Here is a 19,047-nt window from a genome sequence, read left to right as displayed (position 1 = left end):
GACGCGCGCTCAGGCGGTGCCGAGTCCCGCCCGGGCGGCGGGCGTGTCCCGCCCGGCCGCGGACTCCAGGTGGTCCAGGAGCGCGCGGGCGCCCCGGACGGCGAGGGCGACGGACGTCAGCGTGGGGTTGCAGGCGGTGGCCGTCGGGATGACGTTGTTGCCGGCGACCCACAGCCCGCGGGTGTTCCAGACGCGGCTGTGGCTGTCGCAGACGCTGGTGCCGTCGTCGGCGGGGCCCATGCGCGTGGTGCCCTGGTAGTGCAGGGAGCTGCCCGCGGGCAGCAGCAGGGGGCTGTCGTCGAGGGGGATGCCGATGGCGGCTCCCGCTTCGGCGACGGCCTTCTTGGCCTGTTCGATGGTGGCCAGATCGCGGTCGCTGTAGCGGTAGCGGACGCGCGGGGCGGGCAGCCCGTGGGCGTCGGCCGCGGTGTCGGTGAACTCGACGCGGTCGTCGGGGGAGATGTCCTTGGCGCAGAACCAGCCCAGCCCGACGACGGCACCGGGCTCCACGACGGTGTCGCCGGCGAGCGGGACGGGGGAGGCGTCGAGTTGCATCACCTGGCCGTGGAAGGGGTGCGCGTCGGTGTACGGCACCCAGCTGACGCCGCTCTGGGGGACGATGGCGCCGTCCTGGTCGCGGGTGCGGCCGGTCACGGCGCGGTGGGCGGCGACGATGTCGTCGGGCAGCCGGACGGCGTGGACGATCTGCGGCTGGTCGTTGAGGTAACGGCCCAGCGCGGGCGGGCGGATGCCGGAGGCGTACAGCAGTTGCGGCGTGCGCAGGGCGTCCGCCGCGACGACGACCGCCCGCGCGGCGACGGTCCTCTCCGCACCGGTGACGAGGTCGCGCACGGCGACCCCGGTGGCCGTGTCCCCGTCCAGGACGATCCGCAGGCCCAGGCACCGGTCGGCGATCTCGACGCGCGCGTCGGCCGCCGCCCCGCCGAGGACGACGTCGGTGCCGCTCCAGGTGTGGGCGCCGTCGGGACGGGTGGTGACGGCCAGGGGCATGGGGGCCACCCGCCGGTGCGCGGGCCGGCCGGGGTCGAAGAGCGCGGAGAGCCGGCGGCGCACCTCGTCGGCGAAGGGGGCCTGGTCGAAGGCGTGGGCGTCGACGTGCAGGAGCCGCTCGGCGCGGGTCAGGTGGGCGTCCATCTCCGCGTCGGGGATGAAGCCGATGCGTTCGCCGTCGCCGGGGCGGGGGCAGGCGCCGGTCCAGTGCGCGCCCATGCCGCCGACGTTGGTGGACAGGGCGGCGGCGGGCAGCTCGGGCGAGCCGAGCAGCCGGGTGCCGGGGCGGCCCGCCGGGCCGGGGCCCTCGGAGTCCCGCTGGGCGCGGGCCCGTTCACCGGGGTCGGGGATGTTCTTGACGTGGGTGCCGGGCCGCCCGGTCAGCCGGGGACCGGCGTCGAGCAGCAGGATCGTCGCGGTGGGGTGCCGTTCGTACACCTCGCGGACGTAGGTGCTGCCGGTGGGTCCGCTGCCGACGACGACGAGGTCGTAGGCGGTTGCCGAAGGAAGGGACATGGAGGGCTCCGGGTTGGGGGTCAGGCCACGACGAGGGGGCGCAGGGTGTGGTGGGCGATGGTCAGGCCCTGGCAGACCTTCTCCGGGGTGCCGCCCCACAGCGGGTCCTCGTGCTCGACGGAGAGGGTGCCGGTGAACCCGGCCCCGTACAGCCGGTCCACGACACGCGTCCAGTCGACCTGGCCGCGGCCGGGGACCCGGTAGCGCCACCACCCGGTGGCCCACGGATCGCCGTCCTTGGCGGTCGTGCCGAAGAAGCCGTAGCGATTGCGTGCGACCACGTCCAGTTCGATGTCCTTGGCCTGCGCGTGCGCGATCCGGTCGGCGTACGGCGCGATGGTGGCCAGGGGATCGATGCCCAGCCACATCAGGTGGGACGGGTCCCAGTTCAGGTACAGGCCGAGGGAGAACATCCACTCCCACAGCTCGGGGGAGTAGGCGATGTTGCCCGGGTGGCCGTCGGGATGCCAGCCCTCCATGACGCAGTTCTCGATGATCAGCTTCACGTCGCGTTCGCCGGCGTACTCGACGAGTTCGGGCAGCACGCGTTCGGCCTCGCGCTGGTTGCCGGGCACGCTCCGGGACGGGTCCCGGCCGATGAACGTTCCCACGTACGGCACGCCGAGCGCCTGCGCGGCGTCGATCGCGTGCTTGAGATGGGCGCGGATCCGCGCGCGCCGCTCCGGGTCGGGGTGGAGGTTGTTCTCGTAGTACGCCAGCGCCGATATCGCGAGGCCTGTCTCCCGCAACAGCCCTTGTACGCGCTCGCGTTCCCTGCCGTCGAAGTGCGCGACATCGATGTGCGCCGCCTCGAAGTCGCGGCTGCCGGTGCCGGGCCAGACGGCGACCTCCAGGCGTTCGTAGCCGGTCTTCGCGGCCCAGCCGGCGACGCGCTCCAGCGGCCAGGCGGGCAGGCAGGCGGTGAGCATGCCGAGTTTCATGCGGGGATCTCCGTCCAAGCGGCGTCGGCGGCGGCCGAGTCGAGCACGGCCTGGGTCAGCCGGGCGGCCCGCAGCCCGGCGTCGAAGGTGGGCAGGCCGTCGGGGAGCTCGCCCCGGACGGCGGCGTAGGTGTCGGCGACGAAGTCGGCGAAGCACTCGTGGTAGCCCTGGGGGTGCCCGGCGGGCAGCGCGTCGGGCCGGCCGCCGGGGCGGGCGGGGTCGCGGGTCAGCGTGCGGTTGGTGTCCGGGCCGCCGACCCAGAGGCTTTCGGGTCTCTCCTGGTCGAAGACGTAACTGGCGTCGGGCCCGTCGAAGGAGAACCAGAGCCGGTTCTTGCGTCCGGCGCTGGCCTGGCTGATCACCAGGGAGCCCAGCGCCCCGCCGTCGGTGCGGAAGGAGATCACGCCGCCGTCCTCGGTGGCCGACGGGCGGCCCGCGCGCACGGGGTGGGCGGTGCCGAGCACGGCCCGCAGCGCCGTGATGCGCTGCCCGGTGACGAACTCCATCAGGTCGCACCAGTGGATGCCGATGTCGCCGAACGCCCGGCTGCCGCCGCCCCGGGAGGCGTCCACCCGCCAGTTGTCGGCGTCGGGCGAGGCCAGCCAGTCCTGCAGGTAGGAGCCGTGCAGCAGCCACGGTCCGCGGCCACCGGCGCCGATCAGCGAACGCGCCAGCCGTACCGAGGCGTAGAAGCGGTAGACGAACGGCACCGTGGCCACGCGATCCGTGCGCGCCGCGAGGCCGGCGAGGTCGGCCGCCTCCTTCACGGTGACGGCCAGGGGCTTCTCGCAGACCACGTGCTTGCCGGCCTCCAGCGCCCGCCGGGCCATGTCGTGGTGCAGGTGGTTGGGCGTGCAGATGTGGACCACGTCCACGTCGGAGGCCAGCACCTCCTCGAATCCGGCGGGTTCGGCACCGGGTACGGACCCGGCCAGCTCCCGGGCGCGGTCCGGCGAACTGCCGACGACCAGGCGCACGCGGCCTCTCGCCGCCGTCACGGCGCGGGCGTGCACGGATCCCATGAACCCCGTGCCCACGACCGCGGCCTGAATCTGCTGCGACATGGCAGCCTCCGGCTTCTCCTTAGGAACGATCGGCCCACTATTGCACGCGACATGCAAAAGTCGTCAAGGTCGTGCTCCACCCCGGCGGAAGTGCGGAATGATGGCGGCATGCCGCGTCGACCGCCCACCGCCATCGATCAGTACGAGGCCCTCTCCACCGTCGTGCGCCTGGTGCGCCGGGGCCGGGCCCGCACCCGTCCCGAACTCGGCGCGACCGCGCTCCTCGGGCGCACCGTCATCTCCCAGCGGGTGGAGGAGGCCATGGACCTCGGGCTGCTCGAAGACGCCGACACCGGCCCGTCGAGCGGCGGCCGGGCGCCCCGGCGGCTGCGCTTCCGGGCCGAGGAGGGGCTCGTGCTGTCCGCGGTCCTCGGCGCCGGCGCGCTCGACGTGGCCGTCACCGACCTCGACGCCCGGGTCCTGGAGCACCGTCATCTCCAGTGGCCGGTCGCCCGCGGGCCCGAGGAGACCCTGGACTTCCTCGACGGCCACTTCGCCGGCCTGCTCGCGGAGCGTGACCCGGAGCGGCTGTGGGCCGTGGTGATCGGTGTTCCCGGCCCCGTGGAGTTCGCCACGGGCCGGCCCTCGCAGCCGCCGATCATGCCCGGCTGGGACGGCTTCGACATCCGCGGACGGCTCCAGGACCGCCATGGCGTGCCGGTATGGGTCGACAACGACGCCAATCTCCTCGCCCTCGGCGAGACCAGGAGCGCCGGCCTGGACGACGACCGGCACCTGATCTACGTCAAGGCAGGCACCGGTATCGGCGCGGGCGTCGTCAGCCGGGGCCGCGTCCACCGCGGCAGCAAGGGTGCCGCGGGCGACATCGGGCACGCCCGGGTCCTGGAGGACAACTCCGTGATGTGCCGGTGCGGCCGCACCGGCTGCCTGGAGGCGCTCGCGGGCGGCTGGGCGCTGGCCCGGGACGCGGTGACCGCCGTGCACGAGGGCCGCAGCCGCTTCCTGGCCGACGTCCACCGGGCCACCGGGGAGATCACCCCCGCCGACATCGGCCGCGGTGTCGTCGCGGGCGACGCCTGGTGCCTGACCGCCGTGGCGCGCGCCGCCGAGCGTATCGGCAGCCTGATGGCCGCGCTCGTGAACTTCTACAACCCCGACTGCCTGGTCTTCGGCGGAGGTGCCGTCACCGCCGGGGACACCTTCCTGCGCGTCGTCGACCACACCGTACGCAGCCGGGCGCTGCCCCTGGCCTCGGCGGACCTGACCATCCGGGCCTCGGTGGCGGGGGAGACCGGGGGCGTGGCGGGCGGGGCCCACCTCGCCGTCGAGACCCTCCTGTCCGCGGACGCGCTCGCCGCCTGGGCGCCGGCCGGGAGGCCGTCCGCGGTGGCGCCGGACCGGCTGGTCGGCGGTATGTGAGGTACCGGCGGCGGGCCGCCGGGGCGTGGGCGCATGCCCGTCGGCGGCGGCTGTGCCGAACATAAGGATGGTGGCAGACCATTGACTTATGTCTACGGTGTGCATAAGTTCCGTCGGCAGCGAGCGGTCTCCGGACGAGGCCCGCCGCAGCCCCCGGCAGCCGCCCACAGTCCCCGCCCTCCGTGCGTCGTGGCGGCGTGCCCTCTGCCTCCCGAAGGGACTCGACGATGAGTGCCGTGCCCCCGCCCGCCACCGCTGTGACCCCGGAACCCGCCGCCCGGCTGCCCGCACCGGCCAAGGCCGCCCAGTTCGGCTACGGGCTCGGCGACCTGGCGTCCAACCTGACCTGGACCACGCTCACGGCGTTCCTGCTGTACTACTACACCGACGTCGCGGGACTGGCCGCCGCCACCGCGGGCACCATCCTGCTGGTCGGCCGGATCGCGGACGCGGTCATCGACCCGGTGGTCGGCCTGGCCGTCGACCGCACCCGCAGCCGCTTCGGCCGCGCCCGCCCGTACCTGATCTTCGCCGCGCCCGTCCTCGGCATCGCCTTCGTCCTGGCCTTCACCTCGCCCGGCGGCGGCACCACGGCGGTGGTCTGGGCGGCGGTCACCTTCGTCGCCGTCGGCGTCAGCCACTCGCTCGTCAACGTCCCCTACGGCGCGATGCTGCCCATGCTCACCGACGACGCCGACACCCGCCTGAGGATGAGCGGCTACCGGTTCGTCGGCGCCTCGCTCGGGCTGATCGCCGTCTCCCTCGCCGTCATGCCGCTCGTCGGTGCCCTCGGCGGCGCCGACCGGGCGCGCGGCTTCACCGGCATGGCCGTCGTCCTCGGCGCCGTCGGCACGCTGCTCTACTGGATCGTCGCCCTGCTGTGCCGTGAACGCCCCGCCGCACCGGCGGCCCGGGAGGCCACCACCTGGGGCGCACTGGCCTCGCTGTGGGGCAACCGGCACTGGCTGGGCGTGAGCGCCGCGTCCCTCGTCGCGTTCGTCCGCCTGGGCATCATCACCGCCGGCGCCGTCTTCTACGCCCGCGAGGTGCTCGACGACGCCTGGGCCACCAGCTACATCCTCCTCGCGTTCTCCCTGTCGGCCCTGGCCGGCTCCCTCGTCACCCCCTGGTTCCTGCGCCGCACCGGCAAGCGCCGCGGAATCGACATCGGCCTCGCCGTCACGGCGGCCCTGTACGTCCTCCTCTTCTTCCTGGACGGACAGCCGACGGCGTTCCTCGTCGTCTTCCTCTTCGCCAACCTGGCCGGCGGATTCGGCTTCGTCGCGGCCCCGGCGCTCGTCGCGGACGCGATCGACCACCACGAGACCCTCACCGGCCGCCGCGAGGAGGGCCTGCTGTACGCCGGTTACAGCTTCGCCACCAAGGTGGGCACGGCCCTCGGCGGCTCCCTCTTCGCCTGGGCGCTGGCCTGGGGCGGCTACCGCGCCGACCACGTCTCCGACCGGGCGGTCCAGGCCATCGAGTGGGCCTTCGTCGGACTTCCCGCCGCCCTCTGCCTGGTGCAGGCGGCCTGCATGGCCCTCTACCGCCTGGAAGACCGCGCGCCCTGACGCACCGGCGACCCACCCACACCTCCCCACGGCAACCCGTCACGAAGGACCCACCATGCTCGAACGCCCGATCATCCAGCAGCGCGGCTTCCGCAACACGACCGACGGCACCGGGGTCACGGGCTTCCGGCTCCTCCTGCGCAACCCCAACTACCGGGGCGTCGCCGGCAGCCTCGTCGACGGCGCCGACGTGAGCGTCGACGGACACCCGTTCCCGCGCGAGGCGCAGCGCTGGACGCTCCAGGGCCGCACGTTCACCCTCGACGAGCTGCGCGCCTCCACGGACGTACGCTGGCAGCTCGACGAGACCGCCGTACTCTCCGTCGACCACCCGGGCGGCCTGAGCGCGGGCGTCCACCGCGTCGAGGTCGCGATCCACCTGCGCCGGCCCTACATTCCCGAGGTCGCCGGGCCCTCCGTGTTCCGCGCCGCCACCACGGCCACGATCGTGCCCGACGACGACGGCACCCCGCACGGACCGCGCTACGGCGTCTCGCTCTACAGCTACTCGGGCGACCTGTACACGTCGATGACGCTCCAGGACGCCATGGCCGACATCGCCGACCTGGGCGCCACCGGCATCGAGATCCTCGGCGAAGGCAACATCCCCGGCTACCCGCACCCCGGCTCCGACTGGATCGACACCTGGCACCGGGACCTGGACCGGTACGGACTCACGCCGACGAACTACGGCTCCTGGGTCGACACCGCGATGTGGCGCGACCGCGACCTCACCGCCGAGGAGGCCCGCGCCCAGCTCGAACGCGACCTGCGCCTGGCCAAGCTGCTCGGCTTCACCTCGATCCGCCCCAAGTTCGGCGTCGTCACCCCGGAGCTCGACCCGCACCCCGTCTGGCAGCCCGCAGTGGAACGGGTCCTGGACCTCGCGGCCGACCTCGACATCGTCATCTGCCCCGAGATCCACAGCCCCACCCCGATCAAGCACCCGGTCACCCAGGCGTACCTGGACTTCATCGACCGGACCGGCAGCGACCATTTCAAGCTGCTGATCGACACCGGCATCTTCCAGACCGCCCCGGTCGACGACGGCCACGAGGGCTTCGAGGGCAAGAAGCGCCCCGCGTTCCTGGAACCCCTGGCCGTCCCCATGTCCCACCTCGCCGACGTGCTGCCGCACGTGTACTTCATCCAGGCGAAGTTCTTCGAGATCGACGACCGGCTCACCGACCTGCACATCCCCTGGCACGACATCCTCGCCACCCTGCGCACGGCCGGCTGGCGGGGCTGGCTCTCCAGCGAGTACGAGGGCCGGCGCGAACCCTACCGGGGCCGCGACCAGGTCCGCCGCCAGCACGCCCTGCTCCGCTTGCTGAACGCGAGTCGCTGAACGCGGGCGCGGACCTGGTCTGACGCCCGGGAGGCACCGCGCGGCATACGGGCCGGGCGGTCACGGGCGGCTAGCCGGTGGCCACGTGCAGGTCCTCGCCGCGCAGCCGGCCGGTCGCCCACACGCTCACCAGCCCCGTCAGCGCGAGGTAGCCGCAGGCCCACCAGGGGCTCCCCGAGCCGAAGGCCAGCAGGGCGGTCATGATCAGCGGGGTGACGCCGGACGCGAAGACACCGGACACCTGGTAGACGAAGGACATGCCCGTGTACCGGACGGGGGTGGCGAACAGAGCGGCGAACAGCGTGCCTTGAGCGCCGTAGAACCAGGCGTGCACGACCCCCAGGGTCACGACGAGCGTCACGGCGAAGGCCGGGGCCCCTCCGGTGCCGAACAACCAGAACGCCGGGAAGACCGAGACGGCGAAGGCGGCCATGCCCGCGCGGTAGACCCCGCGGGCCCCACGGCGGTCGACCGCGCGCCCGGCCACCGGTATCAGGGCGGCCATCACGAGCGCCGCGGCCGTGACCGCGAGCAGCACCGGTGTGCGGTCCAGGCGCAGCGTCCCGGTCGCGTACGTGAGGGCGAAGACGGCCCAGGTGTTGAAGGCGGCTCCCTCGCCCCACCGCGCCAGCATCCCGAGCAGGACATGCCGCCGCGCTGCGGGCTCGCGCAGCAGTTGGACCAGCGGGGCGGGCCGGGGCGTCTCCCGCAGCCGCCCTGCGGCACGGAACGCCGGTGTCTCCTCGATCCGCAGCCGTACCGTCAGTCCGACGACGACGAGGACGAGGCTGACCAGGAACGCGATCCGCCATCCGTAGTCGAGGAACGCCGCCTCGCCGAGCACGTCGTCCAGCAGCGCGAACACTCCGGTGCCGAGCGCCAGTCCGAGGGCCAGCCCGATCTGCGGGTAGCTGCCGAACCGGCCCTTGCGGCCCGTGGGCCCGTACTCCACGGCCAGCAGGACCGCCCCGGCCCATTCTCCGCCGAGGGCCACGCCCTGGGCGACACGCAGTACCAGGAGCGACGCCGGAGCGAGGACGCCGGCCTGCTCGTAGGTGGGCAGCAGGCCGATGAGGGCGGTGGAGACGCCCATCAGGCCCATCGTGAAGGCCAGGGTGTGCTTGCGGCCGATCCGGTCGCCGACGTGGCCGAAGAGCAGGCCGCCCACGGGACGGGCGACGAAGCCCACGGCGAACGTGGCGAACGACAGCATCGTGCCCACGGTGCCGTCGGCCGTGGGGAAGAACAGTTTGCCGAAGACGAGTCCCGCGGCGGTGCTGTACAGGAAGAAGTCGTACCACTCCACGGTGGTGCCCAGCAGGCTGGCGAGCACCACCGTCCTCAGGGTCCGCGGATCGGTGGGGTCCGGCTCGTGGGCACGGGTCTCGGCCCGCGGGGACGCGGACGCGGCGCTCATCGGGCGGCGAACGGGACGATGCCCGTCTCGACGGTGCGCGGACCCGCCGGGTGCCGCCACAGGCCGCGCTTCTCCAGTACCGGCAGAACGCCTTCCCCGAACCAGTACGCCTCTTCCAGGTGCGGCACCCCGGACAGCACGAACTCCTCGATGCCGAGGCGGTGGTACTCCTCGATCAGGTCGGCGACCTCCGTGTGGCTGCCGACCAGCGCCGTGCCCGCGCCGCCGCGGACGAGGCCGATGCCCGCCCACAGGTTCGGGTAGACCTCCAGGTCGCCGGTGTCACCGCCGCGGTGCAGCTCGCGCATCCGCCGCTGTCCCTCGGACTCGCTGGCCGCCAGGCCCTGCTGCACCTCCCTGATGCGTGCGGGGTCCATGGCCTTGAGCAGCCGCTCCGCCTCGGCCCACGCCTGCGCCGACGTGTCCCGGCTGATGGTGTGCAGGCGGATGCCGAAGCGCACCCGCCGGCCGTGCGCGGCGGCCAGCGAACGCACCCAGTCGATCTTCTGCTTCACCTGCTGCGGCGGTTCGCCCCAGGTCAGGTACACGTCCGTGTACCGCGCCGCCACCTCGCCGGCCGCGGCCGAGGAGCCGCCGAAGTAGATCCGCGGTGCGGGCTCGGGCAGCCGGCTCAACCTGGCGCCCTCGACCCGCAGATGCTCACCGTGATGGTCGACCGTCTCGCCCGCCCACAGCCGCCGCACGATGTCGAGGAACTCCCCGGTGCGGGCGTACCGCTGGTCCTTGTCGAGGAAGTCGCCGTAAGCGCGCTGTTCGGCGGATTCCCCGCCGGTGACCACGTTCAGCAGCAGCCTCCCGTGCGACTGCCGCTGGAAGGTCGCGGCCATCTGTGCCGACAGCGTCGGGCCGATCTGCCCGGGCCGGAAGGCCACCAGGAACTTCAGCCGGTCGGTCACCTGCGTCAGCATGGCCGTGGTCACCCACGCGTCCTCGCACCACCCGCCCGTCGGGGTGAGTGCCCCGACGAAGCCGAGCTGTTCGGCGGTCCGGGCGATCTGGCCGAGGTATTCGACGGAGGCCGGGCGGTCCCCGGCGGCGATGCCGGGCGTGGACCCGTGACCGCCGCCGACGACGTGCCGGCTGTCACCGGTCGTGGGCAGGAACCAATGGAAGGTGAGGGCAGACATGAGAACTCCGAAGCGGGTACGGGAACGGCTGCCGGGCAGGCCGGTGTCGGTGCCGTGCGGGGAGGCGGGCGGGGGCTGAGGGCCCAGTGGTCCTGCGGGCCCGAGGAGGCCGGGGGCCTCTAAGGTGTCGTCGGTGGTGCGGCACCCGCCCCCTACAGCAGGCCGTGGCGCGGCGGTCTGGTGCCGTCGATCACGTACCGTCCGATGTGCTGGATCTTCCAGCGCGTCGGGTCGTGCAGGGTGTGGGTCCGGGCGTCGCGCCAGTGCCGGTGCAGGTTCAGCGACCGGAGGGCCGCGCGGGTGCCCGCCACCTCGAACAGGGCGCTGGAGACCTCGACCGCGGCCTGTGCCGCCACCACCTTGGCGGCGGCGACCGCGATGGACGCGGCGGCCGCGGAGTCGTCGGTGAGGTCGTCGCGGGCCGCGTCGACGGTGCGGGCGGCCTCCCGCAGCAGCGCCTCGGCGGCTCTGACCCGGACGCCCAGTTCGCCGAACCGCTGGATGAGCAGCGGGTCCTCGGCGGCGGACTCGACCCCGCTCTCGAACCAGGGCCTGCTCTTCGTCCGCACGAACGCCGCCGCCTCGGCGAGGGCACCTGCGGCGATGCCCGCGTCGATGGCCGCGTGCAGCAACTGGGCGAAGGCGCCGTGCAGTTGCGGGCCCTGGAAGGTCAGGTGGTGGGGCAGCACCCGGTCGGCGGGCACGGCGACGTCCGCGAGGTGGACGGTGCCGCTGGCGGTGGTCCGCTGGCCCATCCCGTCCCAGTCGTCGACGACCCTGAGGCCGGGAGCGTCCCGGGGGACGTACGCCGCGTGCAGGGTGTCGTCCTCGGCCCGGGCCAGCACGGGGATCCAGTGGGCGAACAGGGCGCCGGTGCAGTAGTGCTTGACGCCGTTCAGCAGGTACGAGCCGTCGGGACGGCGCCGCAGCCGGGTGCGGATGTCCTGGACGTGCCGGGTGCCGGCCTCCGACTGGGCGTTGCCGAGGCGGCGCCCGGCGAGCAGTTCGGCGAAGAAGAACTTCCGCTGCTCGGGCGTGCCCTGGCGGCGGATGACGTTGACGTACACGAAGTGGCTCTGCGGGATCTGGGCGATGCTGGCGTCCGCCGATCCGAGCAGGCGGAAGATCTCCGCGAGGGTCTCGGTGCGGACGTCCGCTCCGCCGTGGGCGGCGGGCACGGTGACGGCCAGGAGCCCGGCGGCGGACAGCCGGTCCAGTTCCCGCCGGGGCAGCCCGCGCTCCGCGTCGCGCGCGGAGGCACCCGCCCGGAACTCCTCGGCCAGCTCCGCGGCGACGGCGAGGGCTTCGGCGTCGTCGGCGATCACATGGGCGGTCACGGTGATCAGCCCGCCGTGGCCAGCAGCGGGGTCCGGCCGAGCGCGGCCGAGAAGTGGTCGATCACGCGGGTCAGTGCCTCGTCGGCGGCCGGGGCGATGCCGAGGGAGCCGTCGTCACGCACCGTGAGGTCCCGGTCGAGGGTGAACCATCCCTGGACGATGTGCGCGGCCCCCATGGAGCTCAGGACCGGACGCAGCGCGTAGTCGAGGGCCAGGACGTGCGCCGTGCTGCCGCCGGTGGTCAGCGGCAGCACGGTCTTGCCCCGCAGGGCGTACTGCGGCAGCAGGTCGAGGAGCGCCTTGAGCACCCCGGAGTACGCGGCCTTGTAGACCGGTGAGCCGACGACGACGCCGTCGGCGCGGGCGAACAGTTCCGTCACCTCCAGGATGGCCGGGTGCCGGAAGTCGGCGCCGAGCAGGGCCTCGGGAGGGATGGTCCTGACGTCGAGGGGGACCACCTGGTGGCCGTGGGCGAGGAGCCGCTGGTCCAGGTGGCGCAGCAGACGGTTGGTGCGGGAGGAGGCGGAGGGGCTGCCGGAGACGGACAGAACGGTGGCCATGGGGTTTCTCTTTCGGGCGGAGGGGCGCCCCGCGCGGGGGCGCCCCGTCGGTCAGGAGTACCAGGTGGGTTCGGGCAGTTCGCCCTCCAGGACCCAGCGGCCGACCTCGCGCCGCTTGTAGGCGACCGGGTCGTGCAGGGTGTGGGTGCGGACGTTGCGCCAGAAGCGGTCCAGCCCCTCGGTGCTCGCCGTGGAACGGGCGCCGGTGACCTCGAAGACGCGGCTGGTGATCTCGAGGGCGACATCGGTGGCGCGCGCCTTGGCGGCGGCCACCCGCACCTCGAACTCGCCGCGGGCCCGCTCGGTCACCGCGTCGGGGTCGTCGTGCAGCACCTGCCCCTCGGCGGCGACCGCGTCGGCGAGCGCCTCGACCGCCCAGAGTCCGGCGGTGAGGTCGCCGTAGGTGTCGATGACGTACGGCTCGTCGACCGCGCGCTCGTGGCCGCCGTGCAGCCAGGCGCGGGACTTGGTACGGGTGTACGCGGCGGCCGTCTCCAGGGCGCCGCCCGCGATCCCGAGGTAGAGGTTGACGAAGACGAGCTGGATGGTGGGCACGTTGAGGGTGTTGTACACGCGCGGCTGGAACCGCTTGTCCACGTAGCCGGCCGCCGTGGACCACGGGGTGCGGACGCCGTCCAGCGTGACGCTGCCGCTCTCGGTGAGCCGCTGGCCGATGTTGTCCCAGTCGTCGTGGAAGACCAGGCCCGCGCTGTCGGAGGGCACGATGGCGAAGACATGGTGGTCGGTGCCCTCGAAGACGCCTTCCAGGACGGTGACGTCGGAGACCCTGCTGCCGGTGGAGAAGGACTTGCGGCCGGTGAAGACGAGGTCGTCGCCGTCCTCGGTGACGACGACGTCCTTGTCGCGCGGGTTCACCGCGCCGCCGAAGAACCAGCGGTGGCGGGCGGCCTCGGCCTCGACGTGCTCCCACTGCTCGCGGGTGCCGACCAGGCGGGCGGCCCAGCTCCAGAGGTAGTGGTAGCCGAGGAGCTGGCCGATGGAGCCGTCGGCCTTGGCCACCTCGCGGACGACCCGGTAGGCCGTGCGCCAGTCCTGGCCCGCGCCGCCGTGCTCCACGGGGCCGAGCAGGGTGACCAGGCCGGAGTCCTTCAGCAGGCGCACCTCGGCGTACGGGGTGGCGCCGGCCCGGTCGCGCTCGGCGGCGTCGGCGGCGAGCACGGCGGCCACCTCGGCGGCGCGGGCGATCCAGTCCGCGGCCGTGCGCGGGGCGGGGCGGGTGGTCCAGTCGGTGGGCGTGTCAGCGCTCATGCGGGGGTGACCTCTTTCACGGTGCGATGCGGAGGGCGGGGGTCAGGCATGAGCGGGGACGGACGCGTCCTCGGCGCCGGTGAGCCCGGCTTCCAGTTCCCGGACGAGGGGCAGCACCCGCGTGCCGAAGTACTCGACCTCCTCGTGGTAGTGCAGGAAGCCGAGCAGGAAGAGGTCGACGCCGAGTTTCTTGTAGGCGACGATGCGCTCGGCGATCTGCTCGGGGGTGCCGATCAGACCCGTCCGGAAGCCGTCGTTGTACTGCACGAGGTCCTCGAAGGAGGAGTCCTGCCACATGCCCTTGCCGTCGGTGGTGGACCGGCCGGCCTGCCCGACCGCGGCGCCGAAGCCCTCGACGGCCTCGGTGTCGGCCCGGGCGACGATCTCGCGCAGGGTCTCGCGGGCCTCGCGCTCGGTGTCGCGGGCGATGAGGAAGCCGTTGAGCCCGAACCTGGGCGCGGTGCGCCCCGCCCCGGCCGCGGCGGCACGGATGTCCTCGATCTGCTCGACGACTCCGTCGAAGTCCTTGCCGTTGGAGAAGTACCAGTCGGACACCCGGCCCGCCATGTGCCGGGCGGCCGTGGAGTTGCCGCCCTGGAAGATCTCCGGGTGCGGCCGGCCGGGGGTACGCGGCGGCTTGGGTTTGAGGGAGAAGCCGCGCAACCGGTAGAAGTCGCCCGCCAGTTCGGCGCGGTCCTCGGTCCAGGCGCGGCGCAGCGCGGTGATGAACTCCTCGGAGCGCCGGTACCGTTCGTCGTGCTCCAGCCAGGGTTCGCCGAGGGCGGTGAACTCCTCCTTGAACCAGCCGCTGACCACGTTGACGGCGAAGCGGCCGCCGGACAGGTGGTCGGCGGTGGCGCCGAGCTTGGCCAGGACGCCGGGGTGCCACAGTCCCGGGTGGACGGCGGCGATGACCTTCAGGCGCTGGGTGGCCAGCAGCAGGGCCAGGCTGAAACTGGTGGATTCGTGCTGGTACTCGGCACCGTAGCTCGCCATGTAGCGGACCTGGGTGAGGGCGTACTCGAAGCCGTTGTTCTCGGCGAGTACGGCGAGTTCGCGATTGTAGTCGTACCCCCAGTCGGTGCGTTGTTCGATCGTGCTGGTGACCAGTCCGCCGCTGACATTGGGCACCCAATAGGCGAACTTGAGGGGCTGTGCGGGCATGCGGAACTCCTGTTGCGGAATGTGCGGTGTTTCCCGCCGCCGAATTCACGAAGGGCGTGCGGGAATTCCGAATTCAGGCGGTGCGGTGAATACGCGGCACGCGGCCGTGCTGTGACGGGCGTGGCGTGGGAGAAGGGCGGCCGATCGGCGGATCAGGCCGCGCCGCAACAGGAGGCGCTGGCGACGCGGGCGAGGTCGACATGGCGTCGCCGCGTGAGGTCCAGTCGCGTCTTCATACCGACGATGCTGGCAGCAGCCGGGTGAAGCCGTCAAGGTAAACCCGACCGGTTTCGCGTCGCGGACCATTGGAATTCACGAGGGTGTGACAGGAAAACCCTTGAACGAGTCCCGGAACACACCGCACTCTGCGGGTGTGCGAACGGAACAGCTGGAGTACATAGCGGCCGTCGTCCGGCTCGGTTCGCTGCGCCGGGCCGCCGAGGAACTGCGCCTGTCGCAGCCGGCGTTGAGCGAGACGGTGCGCAATCTGGAACGGGAGCTCGGGGTCGACCTGCTGGAGCGCAAGCGGACCGGGGCCACCATGAGTGCCGCGGGCAGGGAGCTGCTGCCTCACGTCGTCGGTGTGCTGGAGGCGGTCGACCGGCTCAGGGCCGCGGCGGGCGAGCAGCACCGCATCAGCCGGATGGTGCGCGTGGGCACGGTCAACGCGGCGACGGTACCGCTGCTCATCCCGGTCGTGCGTGCCTTTCGCGCCGCCCACCCCGTCACCCAGGTCGAGGTGGTCGGCGCGCGGCAGTCGGACATCCACCGGGTGCTGTCGGAGGGCGGTTTCGACCTCGGTCTGGTCAACCATCTGGAGGGGGACGACCTGCCCGCCGACTTCGAGTCCACCGAGCTGCTGCGGGGCCGGCCGGTGGTGTGCGTCCGGCCGGACAGCCCCCTCGCCTCCCGCCCGGTGGTGACGGTGGAGGACCTGCTCGGCCAGCCGCTGATCGCCATGCGCACCGGGTATGTGATGCACCGTTATGTGCACCGGCTGCTGGACGGCCGTACGGCGTCCTTCTCGTACTCGACCGACGGTGCGGAGATGGGCAAGCTGATGGTCGCCGAGGGGCTGGGGGTGACGGTGCTGCCGGACTTCAGCGTGTGCGGGGATCCGCTGGAGCGGCAGGGGCTGATCACGCACCGGCCGGTCGCCGCGGACGCGCCCCGGGTGCTGCTGATGCTGCAACGCCGCAAGGCGGAGTCGCGGCCGCAGGCGGCCCGGGACCTGCACGAGGTGTTCGTGCGCACGGCCCGGCACTTGGGCGGCACACTCACCGGCGCCTGCCCTCGGCCGGCCGCGTCCGGGCCCTCGCCGCACTGATCGCACCGCGAGCGCGAGGAAAGCCGCCCGCCGCGGCCCGAGATTGGCGGATCCCGGCGCTGCGCGGAGCGGGGCGCGGGTGGCTACAAGGGCCGGGCGGCCAGGGTCCGGGCGGGGTGGCGAGGGCCGAGGAAGACCGTGATGCCGTGGCCGCCGGGGGCGGGGTGGGTGGCCTGGGTCCAGCCCTGGCGGCGGTAGAAGGCCATGGCCCGGGGCGAGCGGAGGGAGGTGAGCAGCCAGGCGCGGCCGCCGGGGGCGTCCTCGGTCACCGCGCGCAGGAGGCCGGCCGCCGTCCCGGTGCCGCGAGCGGTGGAGCGGACGGCGAGTTCGTCGATCTCGCGGGCGCCGCACAGCCACTCAACGGTACGGCTCGGGCCGAGACCGGCGGCGGCTTGCGGATGGCAGCGGTCGCCCGGGAAGGGGGAGGGCGTGTCCCAGGCGGTGGCGAAACCCACGACAGCGTGTCCGTCGAAGGCGAGTGCCGCGGTGAACCCGGGACGCCGTACGTCCCGGCCGAGCCGCGCGAGGAAGGCGTCCGCCCTCTCCTCGTCCTCGTTCCAGGGCGGCGCGCAGAACGCGTCGGCGTAGACGGCGCGCAGGGCGGCGCCGTGCTCCAGACACGCGTCGCGGGCGACGACACGGATGTCCGTCACGCGGCCACCGCCGCGACGCCGGAGGGCCGCGGCCCGGCCCGGTCCGGCGCCTGACGCACCACCGGGCGCGGGGCGCACGGGTGGGCCCGGGACGCGGCCTCGGGCACCACGCCGCCGAAGTGGGCGTGCTCGTCCGTGCTCGATGCCACGGCGCCCCCCTCCTGCGAAGAAATAGTTATTGCAATCAGTGTGCAATAAGAACCCCCGGATGTGAACCCGGGCTCGGGCGCGCGGACGACCGCTTAGTAGAGTGCGCCCCGTACACCCGGGCCTGACGCCAGGCCCATGCCTCCCGTAGGGGAAGTCCGGTGAGAGACCGGCGCTGACCCGCAACGGTATGCACGGAACCGGAACCGACGGTTGCCGTGCGAGCCCGATCGCCTGCGGGGGCGTAGCGACCCGTTGACTGCTCGCCGTGGACCGCGAGAGGGGTACCGTACGGCCGGCCACGGCCCTGCGGGCTGATCCTGCTCGACGTCCAGCAGGCGGCCCGTTCGAAAGGCCCATAGGTGCGCCGAGGTACGGCCCCCACCCGCATGCCCGTGTTGTCGCTCAGCCTGTCCCTGGCACTGCTGCTCCTGCTGTCCCTCGTGAGCGGGACCGGGCTCGGCGCCGCCGGCGTCGGCTGGGCGGACGTACCGCACTTCCTGTGGGCCGGACTCACCGGCGGGACCGTGCACGCGCGGGACGCGGCCGAGTACACCATCGTCTGGGAGATCCGCCTGCCGCGGGTGCTGCTGGGCGCCGTGGTCGGAGCGGGGCTCGCGACCGTCGGGGTGGCCGTGCAGGCCATGGTGCGCAACGCGCTGGCCGATCCCTTCGTCCTCGGCATCTCCTCGGGCGCGGCGGTGGGCGCCAACGCCGTCATCCTCCTCGGCGCGTTCGCCGGGCTCGGCGTGTGGGCGCTGTCCGCCTCGGCGTTCGCCTCCGCCCTCGCGGCCATGACGCTCGTGTACGCCGCGGCCCGCTCCCCGCACGGACTGACGCCCCTGCGGCTGATCCTCACCGGCACGGCACTGGCGTACGGCTTCGAGGCCGTCACCACGGTCATGGTGTTCGGCGCGGCCCGGGGCGAGGCGGCCCGGTCCGCGATGATGTGGCTGCTGGGCAGCCTGGGCGGCGCCACCTGGGCCCAACTCCCGCTCGCCGCCGTCGCGGTGGCGGCCGGATGGGCCTGGCTGCGGTGGCGGGCCGAGGCGCTCAACGCGCTCGCCATGGGCGACGAGACCGCGGCCGCGCTCGGCGTCGGACCGGCCCGGCTGCGCCGGGAGCTGTTCCTCGTCACCGCGGCCGTGACCGGCACGGTGGTGGCGGTCAGCGGGGCCATCGGATTCGTCGGACTGATGGTGCCGCACGTCGTCCGGATGCTGGTCGGCGCCGACCACCGGCGGGTACTGGCGGTCGCCCCGCTCGCCGGAGCGGTGCTGCTGGTGTGGGCGGACGCACTGTCCCGGCTGCTGTTCGCGCCCGCCGAACTGCCGGTCGGAGTGATCACCGCGGTGGTCGGCGTCCCCGCGTTCCTGCTGCTGATGCGGCGGGGCGCCTACGCGTTCGGAGGGCGCTGAGCGATGCGACTCGACATCGAGGACATCACCATCGAGGCGGCCGGCATCCGGCTGGTCGAACACATCGATCTCACCGTCGGCAGCGGGGCCTTCGCCGGACTCGTCGGTCCCAACGGCAGCGGCAAGTCGACCCTGCTGCGCTCCCTCTACCGGGCGCTGCGGCCGGCCGGGGGAGCGGTGCGGCTGGACGGGGACGACCTGCACGCCATGGACGCGCGGGCCGCCGCCCGCGCGCTGGCCGCGCTGCCCCAGGAGTCCTCGGCCGAGTTCGACTTCACCGTCGCCGAGGTGGTCGCCATGGGCCGGCTGCCGCACCAGGGCCGCACGGCCGCCTCGGACCGCGAGATCTGCGCCCGGGCGATGGCCCGCACCGGAGTCGCCCACCTCGCCGGCCGCGGCTTCCTCGGCCTGTCCGGCGGCGAGAAGCAACGGGTCCTCATCGCCCGGGCCCTGACCCAGCAGCCGAGGATCCTGGTCCTCGACGAACCCACCAACCACCTCGACATCGCCCACCAGTTGGACGTGCTGTCCCTGGTCCGCGCCAGCGGCCTGACCGTGCTGGCCGCGTTGCACGACCTCAACCTGGCGGCGGCCCACTGCGACGTGCTGTACGTCCTCGACGGCGGCCGGATCGTCGCCTCGGGACCACCCGGGGAGGTCCTCCAACCGCCCTTGCTGGCCGAGGTGTTCGGCGTGCGCGCCCACACCGTCCGGCACCCGGAGACGGACGCCGTCCAGCTCCTGTTCGACCTGCTCCCGCCCACTGCCTGAAGGAT

At 73.4% G+C, this 19,047-nt stretch carries 17 protein-coding genes and 1 pseudogene; 6 read left to right on the top strand and 12 right to left on the bottom strand.

The window, feature by feature from the left end; genetic code table 11:
- Positions 1–9: 9 nt before the first annotated feature.
- From ACSURM_RS09765 to ACSURM_RS09755, 3 genes are read right to left on the bottom strand one after another with little or no spacing between them, the layout of a single operon-like run.
- Positions 10–1,527: a GMC oxidoreductase gene (locus ACSURM_RS09765; protein ID WP_436954624.1), complete on the bottom strand. Its 1,518-nt coding sequence runs from the start codon at positions 1,525–1,527 to the stop codon at positions 10–12.
- 20 nt (positions 1,528–1,547) lie between these two features.
- Positions 1,548–2,468 carry a sugar phosphate isomerase/epimerase family protein gene (locus tag ACSURM_RS09760; protein ID WP_436954623.1) on the bottom strand — a complete coding sequence of 307 codons (921 nt, stop codon included), beginning with the start codon at positions 2,466–2,468 and terminating at the stop codon, positions 1,548–1,550.
- Positions 2,465–3,532, bottom strand: a complete 1,068-nt coding sequence (locus tag ACSURM_RS09755) for a Gfo/Idh/MocA family protein (protein WP_436954622.1) — start codon at positions 3,530–3,532, stop codon at positions 2,465–2,467. The genes ACSURM_RS09760 and ACSURM_RS09755 overlap by 4 nt, the downstream gene beginning before the upstream one ends.
- A gap of 108 nt (positions 3,533–3,640) precedes the next feature.
- On the opposite strand from ACSURM_RS09755, the gene ACSURM_RS09750 reads away from it, so the two are divergent.
- From ACSURM_RS09750 to ACSURM_RS09740, 3 genes are all read left to right on the top strand, one after another.
- On the top strand, positions 3,641–4,912 hold the full coding sequence (locus ACSURM_RS09750) for an ROK family protein (RefSeq protein WP_436954621.1): 1,272 nt from the start codon (positions 3,641–3,643) through the stop codon (positions 4,910–4,912).
- Between the two features lie 227 nt (positions 4,913–5,139).
- A complete protein-coding gene (locus ACSURM_RS09745; protein WP_436954620.1) occupies positions 5,140–6,483 on the top strand; it encodes an MFS transporter in 1,344 nt (447 codons plus the stop codon).
- Positions 6,484–6,538: 55 nt separating this feature from the next.
- Positions 6,539–7,831 carry a C-glycoside deglycosidase beta subunit domain-containing protein gene (locus ACSURM_RS09740; protein WP_436954619.1) on the top strand — a complete coding sequence of 431 codons (1,293 nt, stop codon included), beginning with the start codon at positions 6,539–6,541 and terminating at the stop codon, positions 7,829–7,831.
- A 70-nt stretch (positions 7,832–7,901) separates the two neighbouring features.
- Here ACSURM_RS09740 and ACSURM_RS09735 read toward each other — a convergent pair whose 3' ends face one another.
- The 7 genes from ACSURM_RS09735 to ACSURM_RS09705 form a co-directional block, all read right to left on the bottom strand.
- Positions 7,902–9,248: an MFS transporter gene (locus ACSURM_RS09735; RefSeq protein WP_436954618.1), complete on the bottom strand. Its 1,347-nt coding sequence runs from the start codon at positions 9,246–9,248 to the stop codon at positions 7,902–7,904.
- Positions 9,245–10,396, bottom strand: a complete 1,152-nt coding sequence (locus ACSURM_RS09730; protein WP_436954617.1) for an LLM class flavin-dependent oxidoreductase — start codon at positions 10,394–10,396, stop codon at positions 9,245–9,247. Before ACSURM_RS09730 ends, ACSURM_RS09735 begins: the two co-directional genes overlap by 4 nt.
- Positions 10,397–10,548: 152 nt before the next feature.
- Positions 10,549–11,733 carry an SfnB family sulfur acquisition oxidoreductase gene (locus tag ACSURM_RS09725; RefSeq protein WP_436954616.1) on the bottom strand — a complete coding sequence of 395 codons (1,185 nt, stop codon included), beginning with the start codon at positions 11,731–11,733 and terminating at the stop codon, positions 10,549–10,551.
- A gap of 5 nt (positions 11,734–11,738) precedes the next feature.
- Positions 11,739–12,293: an NADPH-dependent FMN reductase gene (gene ssuE, locus ACSURM_RS09720; protein WP_436954615.1), complete on the bottom strand. Its 555-nt coding sequence runs from the start codon at positions 12,291–12,293 to the stop codon at positions 11,739–11,741.
- A gap of 51 nt (positions 12,294–12,344) precedes the next feature.
- The gene (locus tag ACSURM_RS09715) at positions 12,345–13,562 is read right to left on the bottom strand and encodes an acyl-CoA dehydrogenase family protein (RefSeq protein WP_436954614.1); all 1,218 of its coding nucleotides are present in this window, start codon (positions 13,560–13,562) and stop codon (positions 12,345–12,347) included.
- Between the two features lie 42 nt (positions 13,563–13,604).
- Positions 13,605–14,726 carry a dimethylsulfone monooxygenase SfnG gene (gene sfnG / locus ACSURM_RS09710; protein ID WP_436954613.1) on the bottom strand — a complete coding sequence of 374 codons (1,122 nt, stop codon included), beginning with the start codon at positions 14,724–14,726 and terminating at the stop codon, positions 13,605–13,607.
- 152 nt (positions 14,727–14,878) lie between these two features.
- On the bottom strand, positions 14,879–14,962 hold the full coding sequence (locus tag ACSURM_RS09705; protein WP_436961018.1) for a putative leader peptide: 84 nt from the start codon (positions 14,960–14,962) through the stop codon (positions 14,879–14,881).
- A gap of 137 nt (positions 14,963–15,099) precedes the next feature.
- Here ACSURM_RS09705 and ACSURM_RS09700 point away from each other — a divergent pair, with 137 nt between their 5' ends.
- Positions 15,100–16,053 (top strand): LysR family transcriptional regulator, encoded by a 954-nt coding sequence (locus ACSURM_RS09700; RefSeq protein ID WP_436954612.1) that lies wholly within the window; start codon positions 15,100–15,102, stop codon positions 16,051–16,053.
- Positions 16,054–16,136: 83 nt separating this feature from the next.
- Here the strand turns inward: ACSURM_RS09700 and ACSURM_RS09695 are convergent, their stop codons facing one another.
- Both ACSURM_RS09695 and ACSURM_RS09690 read right to left on the bottom strand, forming a co-directional pair.
- Positions 16,137–16,706 carry an N-acetyltransferase family protein gene (locus tag ACSURM_RS09695; protein ID WP_436954611.1) on the bottom strand — a complete coding sequence of 190 codons (570 nt, stop codon included), beginning with the start codon at positions 16,704–16,706 and terminating at the stop codon, positions 16,137–16,139.
- Positions 16,707–16,708: 2 nt separating this feature from the next.
- Positions 16,709–16,864: pseudogene (locus ACSURM_RS09690) on the bottom strand (tRNA (adenosine(37)-N6)-threonylcarbamoyltransferase complex transferase subunit TsaD); the annotation flags it as partial.
- 378 nt (positions 16,865–17,242) lie between these two features.
- Here ACSURM_RS09690 and ACSURM_RS09685 point away from each other — a divergent pair.
- On the top strand, positions 17,243–18,271 hold the full coding sequence (locus ACSURM_RS09685) for a FecCD family ABC transporter permease (protein WP_436954610.1): 1,029 nt from the start codon (positions 17,243–17,245) through the stop codon (positions 18,269–18,271).
- A 3-nt stretch (positions 18,272–18,274) separates the two neighbouring features.
- Complete coding sequence (locus ACSURM_RS09680) at positions 18,275–19,042, top strand: ABC transporter ATP-binding protein (protein WP_436954609.1); 768 nt, start codon at positions 18,275–18,277, stop codon at positions 19,040–19,042.
- Positions 19,043–19,047 lie beyond the last annotated feature (5 nt).

This window comes from Streptomyces sp. SudanB182_2057 (genome assembly GCF_964272715.1).
GTDB lineage: Bacteria > Actinomycetota > Actinomycetes > Streptomycetales > Streptomycetaceae > Streptomyces > Streptomyces rubradiris.
This window is presented reverse-complemented; position numbering and strand designations above follow the sequence as displayed.

Coding starts and splice junctions, on each gene's coding strand:
- ACSURM_RS09740 (WP_436954619.1), top strand. CDS start 6,539: ATGCTCGAACGCCCGATCATCCAGCAGCGCGGCTTCCGCAACACGACC.
- ACSURM_RS09745 (WP_436954620.1), top strand. CDS start 5,140: ATGAGTGCCGTGCCCCCGCCCGCCACCGCTGTGACCCCGGAACCCGCC.
- ACSURM_RS09715 (WP_436954614.1), bottom strand. CDS start 13,562: ATGAGCGCTGACACGCCCACCGACTGGACCACCCGCCCCGCCCCGCGC.
- ACSURM_RS09730 (WP_436954617.1), bottom strand. CDS start 10,396: ATGTCTGCCCTCACCTTCCATTGGTTCCTGCCCACGACCGGTGACAGC.
- ssuE (WP_436954615.1), bottom strand. CDS start 12,293: ATGGCCACCGTTCTGTCCGTCTCCGGCAGCCCCTCCGCCTCCTCCCGC.
- ACSURM_RS09680 (WP_436954609.1), top strand. CDS start 18,275: ATGCGACTCGACATCGAGGACATCACCATCGAGGCGGCCGGCATCCGG.
- ACSURM_RS09765 (WP_436954624.1), bottom strand. CDS start 1,527: ATGTCCCTTCCTTCGGCAACCGCCTACGACCTCGTCGTCGTCGGCAGC.
- ACSURM_RS09705 (WP_436961018.1), bottom strand. CDS start 14,962: ATGAAGACGCGACTGGACCTCACGCGGCGACGCCATGTCGACCTCGCC.
- ACSURM_RS09760 (WP_436954623.1), bottom strand. CDS start 2,468: ATGAAACTCGGCATGCTCACCGCCTGCCTGCCCGCCTGGCCGCTGGAG.
- ACSURM_RS09735 (WP_436954618.1), bottom strand. CDS start 9,248: ATGAGCGCCGCGTCCGCGTCCCCGCGGGCCGAGACCCGTGCCCACGAG.
- ACSURM_RS09755 (WP_436954622.1), bottom strand. CDS start 3,532: ATGTCGCAGCAGATTCAGGCCGCGGTCGTGGGCACGGGGTTCATGGGA.
- sfnG (WP_436954613.1), bottom strand. CDS start 14,726: ATGCCCGCACAGCCCCTCAAGTTCGCCTATTGGGTGCCCAATGTCAGC.
- ACSURM_RS09685 (WP_436954610.1), top strand. CDS start 17,243: ATGCCCGTGTTGTCGCTCAGCCTGTCCCTGGCACTGCTGCTCCTGCTG.
- ACSURM_RS09750 (WP_436954621.1), top strand. CDS start 3,641: ATGCCGCGTCGACCGCCCACCGCCATCGATCAGTACGAGGCCCTCTCC.